Origin of the sequence: Brevibacillus massiliensis (genome assembly GCF_000311785.1) — a bacterium.
GTDB classification, from domain to species: Bacteria; Bacillota; Bacilli; order Brevibacillales; family Brevibacillaceae; genus Brevibacillus_C; species Brevibacillus_C massiliensis.
Map to the genome: position 1 here is coordinate 139103 of NZ_HE978543.1, position 4190 is coordinate 143292.

Below are 4190 nucleotides of genomic sequence, written 5' to 3' on the forward strand. Positions count from 1 at the left end.
ATGTTTAGCAAATTATATCACAGAAATTTAAACATATTACAGGCTTTGCAGTGATCTGCCCAATGTCCAATCTCCATATCTTCAAAAGCACACCTTCCTTCATCATACCGCTTGGCAATTCCCCGCTTCCTGTTCGTCCATGATTTTACAGGTAAACGGCATGGGTGCGAAACAGCGGTGAAGCCGCTAATCGACTCCAACATAGGTGTAACGAAAGGTGAACACGGAGAAGAGGCTTCCGCACGCGAGCGCCCCTGTAAGAAGCACAAGCGGCACTTTGCGATGTCCGCTTTCTCCCAGGAAGAACACGAGGCGCTTGAACAATTTTTATCGCGTGCAAAAACGAAAGAAAAGGACGCTGACGGGCGTCCCTTCCCTTGTATGAATCGACATGGGCTTATCTCGGTCTGAGGAACCGTTCCAGTTGGCGAATATCTTCAGGCCAGGCAGCCACTGTGCTGATCGGCTGTTCGCCGAACGGGTGAACCAGTTGGAGTTCCCGGGCGTGCAGGGCTTGCCTCGAGATGCCGTTTGCCCGGCCTCCATACAAGGTGTCGCCGATTAACGGATGGCCGATGTGGCTGAGATGAACGCGAATTTGGTGGGTTCTCCCGGTCTCCAACTGACAGGCAACATGAGTCGCCTGCTTGTACCGGGACACGACGCGGTAATGCGTAACTGCAGACTCGCCCTGTGGGACTGCCCGGCGCCTGCCCGGCACATGCCGATCGCGTCCGATGGCAGCGTCGATCGTTCCCGCTTCCTTGGCCACGATGCCGTGAACGAAGGCGTGATAATGCCGTTTTACCTCCCGCCGGCGCAGCCTCTCGTCCAGCAGGGCGGCCGCCAGCGCATGCTTGGCATACAGGACGGCGCCGGAAGTATCCTGGTCCAATCGATGGACATGGCGTACCTTGGCCTGCAGGCCGCGCTTGGCAAAATGGCCGGCGACCAGGTGGTCCAACGTCCGCATATGCTGTGCCTCTGTCGGGTGAAGCAGCAGTCCGGCCGGTTTGTTTACCACGAGCAGATGGTCATCCTCGTACAGGACGTCTATCGGTTCTGCGATAGGCTCGACGCCGAACGGCTCCGGCAGGCATACCCGCAGGCGCAGCTCTTGGCCGGCGGCCGCCCGCTGCATTTGTGTAACGGCATGCCCGTCTGCCATGATCTCCTTATGTTGAAACAACAGATGGGCCAGCTTGCGCGGGAAGCCCCAGACGTCGCGAAGCAATGGCCCGAACGGTACGCCTTCCTCTCCTTCGGTCAGGGTACCGACGAGCCATTCCCCGTCTTTCTTCATCTCAATCATGCTTGCTTGAGCGTTTCGCTTACCTGTACGGTGCGGTCGAGAAATTGCTCAATTTCTTCGCGGCTTTTCCCCAGCTTGCTGACAAAGCGGACCAGTTCCTGTCCCTTCTGAAACGCGATGAAGCTGGGGATGCCCAGGACCATCAGCTGTTCGGACAGCTCCGGAAACTTGTCGCGGTTGACTGCGACCATGTCCAGCTTTTCCTTATAGGCCTCCTCTACCTCGGGCATGAACGGATCGATCCGGTGACAGTCCGGGCACCAATCTGTATAGAACTTCACCACGACGGGCTTCGATGAAGCTATCGCTTGATCAAATTCGGCTTGTGTCTGAATCTCTTTCATCGAGAATCAACTCCTTGTTACTTTTGCGTTTAGTGTAGCACAACTGCTGCCGCTTGTCGCTAATGGGAGACACTTTCACTTTTCAGGCCACACCTTGTGTACCTGCTCGATAAACGCCCGGGCCGGCTGTGACAGATGGCGGTCTTTGCGGTAGGCGATGATCAGCGTGCGGGTCGGCCGGGTGCGCAGGCGAACGTAGCGCGGCGGCTCTGTCGACCAGACGGAACGGGTGATCATCTCCGGCGCGAATGAAACCCCCATCCCGGCGGCGACCAGCGACTGAACCGTCTGGATGTTGCTGCTCTCGAACACGACGTTGGGCCAAAAACCCGCCTCTTCGCAAATGTTCAGGCAGATTTGGCGAAATCCCTGCCCTTGCTTTAATAGAATGAACGGTTCGCGGGCAAGCTCCGCCGCATCCAACTCCTCCCTCTCGGCCCATTGGTGCTGCGGAGGCAGCGCCAAATAGATTTCCTCGCGGATCGCCTTTTCGATCTCCAGGCTTTGATTTTCGATCGGCAAGGTCAGCAGGCAGAAATCCAACTGGCCGCTGACCAACAAGTGCTCCAGCTTGCTTGACGTATCTTCGATCAGCTGCAGCTCCACGCCAGGGTACTGGCTGGAAAACGCCGAGATCACCGGCGGCAGGACGTACACCCCGGTAATCGGCAGGCTGCCGATCAGCAGCTTTCCGGCCTGCCCGCTGGCAAAGGCCCGCATCTCCCGCTCCAAACCGTCTGCCTGATCCAGGATCATGCGGGCCGCCTTCACAAATCTCTCCCCCGCGTCCGTCAGTTCTACCTGTTGCGGAAAACGGTGGAATAACAGAATACCCCAGTCCTTTTCCAGCTTGGCAATCTGTTGGCTCAGGGAGGGCTGGGCCAGGTGCAGCCGGGCAGCCGCCCGGGAAAAGCTGCGCTCGTCGGCGACAGCAAGCACATAGCGAATTTGCCTCAGTTCCATATTTATCTCCCCTATAAGTGAAACCTATCGCTTTTATAATTATTATATCTTTGACCTATGAAAACAAACATGATAAAAATATAGAAAGAAAATACGAACAAGTTTCTATTGGACTGAAATTCGCAAGGAGGAACATGCACATGAAACCACGCACCCTGTTTGAAAAGATTTGGGATCAGCACGTGATTCACGAAGAGTCCGGCAAGCCAAGTCTGCTGTATATCGATTTGCATCTCGTCCATGAGGTTACCTCACCGCAGGCATTTGAAGGACTCCGCCTGGCCAATCGCAAAGTTCGCCGGCCTGACCTGACCTTTGCCACCATGGACCACAACGTTCCGACAGCGGATCGGTTCAACGTGAAGGACCCGATCTCCCGGCAGCAGATGGAGACTCTCACGGCCAACTGCGCCGAATTCGGCATTCCGCTGGCCGACCTGAACAGCCCGGACCAGGGGATCGTCCACGTCATCGGACCGGAACTCGGTCTTACCACTCCCGGCAAAACCATCGTATGCGGTGACAGCCACACCTCCACCCATGGTGCGTTTGGCGCGTTGGCATTTGGCATCGGCACCAGCGAGGTGGAGCACGTGCTGGCCACTCAGTGCCTGCAGCAGCACAAACCGAAGACACTGGAAGTTCACGTCAAGGGAGATCTGCCGCCGGGCGTCACCGCAAAAGACTTGATTTTGGCCATTATCGCCAAATTCGGAACTGATTTTGCTACCGGCTACGTGATCGAATACACCGGCGATGCCATTCGCAAGCTGACGATGGAAGAACGCATGACCGTCTGCAACATGTCCATCGAAGCCGGAGCACGGGCAGGTCTGATCGCTCCCGACGAAACCACCTTCGCCTATCTGAAAGGCCGCCGCTACGCACCGCAGGGTGAAGATTTCCTCGCCGCCGTAGAGCGCTGGAAACAGCTTTGCACCGACCCGGGAGCTTCCTACGACCATCGAGTAGAAATCGACGCCAATGAGATTGCCCCGCAAGTCACCTGGGGTACGAGCCCTGGTATGGGCACTTCGATTACTGATGTCGTACCCGATCCAGAGCAATTCGAGACAGCCAATGAGCGCAAGGCGGCCAAGGATGCCCTCGCCTACATGGGACTGACCCCCGGCACGCCGATGAACCAGATTAAAATTGACCGCGTCTTTATCGGCTCCTGTACAAACGGCCGTATTGAAGACCTGCGCAGCGCAGCAGCTGTGGCCAAAGGACGCCGCGTAGCCGAAAACGTGCACGCCATGGTCGTACCTGGCTCGCAAGCGGTCAAGGAGCAGGCGGAAAAAGAAGGGCTTCATCAGATCTTCATCGAAGCAGGCTTTGAGTGGCGCGAATCTGGATGCTCGATGTGCCTGGCGATGAACCCCGATGTCCTGTCGCCGGGTGAACGCTGTGCGTCCACATCCAACCGCAACTTTGAAGGCCGCCAGGGACGCGGCGGACGGACCCATCTGGTCAGTCCGCAAATGGCTGCGGCAGCCGCTATCGCCGGCCATTTCGTCGACGTGCGTGAATGGTTGAAAGAAACCGCGACCGTGTAAACAGAATTTACG

The 4190-nt window shown here is 56.8% G+C and carries 4 protein-coding genes; 1 reads left to right on the top strand and 3 read right to left on the bottom strand.

Features of this window, described 5'->3' with window-relative positions:
* Nucleotides 1-397: 397 nt before the first annotated feature.
* From HGBM_RS17450 to HGBM_RS17460, 3 genes are all read right to left on the bottom strand, one after another.
* Nucleotides 398-1312 (bottom strand): RluA family pseudouridine synthase, encoded by a 915-nt coding sequence (locus HGBM_RS17450; protein ID WP_019122374.1) that lies wholly within the window; start codon nt 1310-1312, stop codon nt 398-400.
* Nucleotides 1309-1656, bottom strand: coding sequence for a thioredoxin family protein (locus HGBM_RS17455; RefSeq protein WP_019122375.1), 348 nt, complete (start codon nt 1654-1656; stop codon nt 1309-1311). The genes HGBM_RS17450 and HGBM_RS17455 overlap by 4 nt, the downstream gene beginning before the upstream one ends.
* A gap of 75 nt (nt 1657-1731) precedes the next feature.
* Complete coding sequence (locus HGBM_RS17460; RefSeq protein ID WP_019122376.1) at nt 1732-2619, bottom strand: LysR family transcriptional regulator; 888 nt, start codon at nt 2617-2619, stop codon at nt 1732-1734.
* A gap of 140 nt (nt 2620-2759) precedes the next feature.
* Here HGBM_RS17460 and leuC point away from each other — a divergent pair, with 140 nt between their 5' ends.
* On the top strand, nt 2760-4178 hold the full coding sequence (leuC, locus tag HGBM_RS17465; protein WP_019122377.1) for a 3-isopropylmalate dehydratase large subunit: 1419 nt from the start codon (nt 2760-2762) through the stop codon (nt 4176-4178).
* The last annotated feature ends 12 nt before the right edge of the window (nt 4179-4190 follow it).

What these genes read in the sequence shown, in the direction of transcription:
- HGBM_RS17450 (WP_019122374.1), bottom strand. Translation starts at nt 1,312, where the DNA reads ATGATTGAGATGAAGAAAGACGGGGAATGGCTCGTCGGTACCCTGACC.
- HGBM_RS17460 (WP_019122376.1), bottom strand. Translation starts at nt 2,619, where the DNA reads ATGGAACTGAGGCAAATTCGCTATGTGCTTGCTGTCGCCGACGAGCGC.
- HGBM_RS17455 (WP_019122375.1), bottom strand. Translation starts at nt 1,656, where the DNA reads ATGAAAGAGATTCAGACACAAGCCGAATTTGATCAAGCGATAGCTTCA.
- leuC (WP_019122377.1), top strand. Translation starts at nt 2,760, where the DNA reads ATGAAACCACGCACCCTGTTTGAAAAGATTTGGGATCAGCACGTGATT.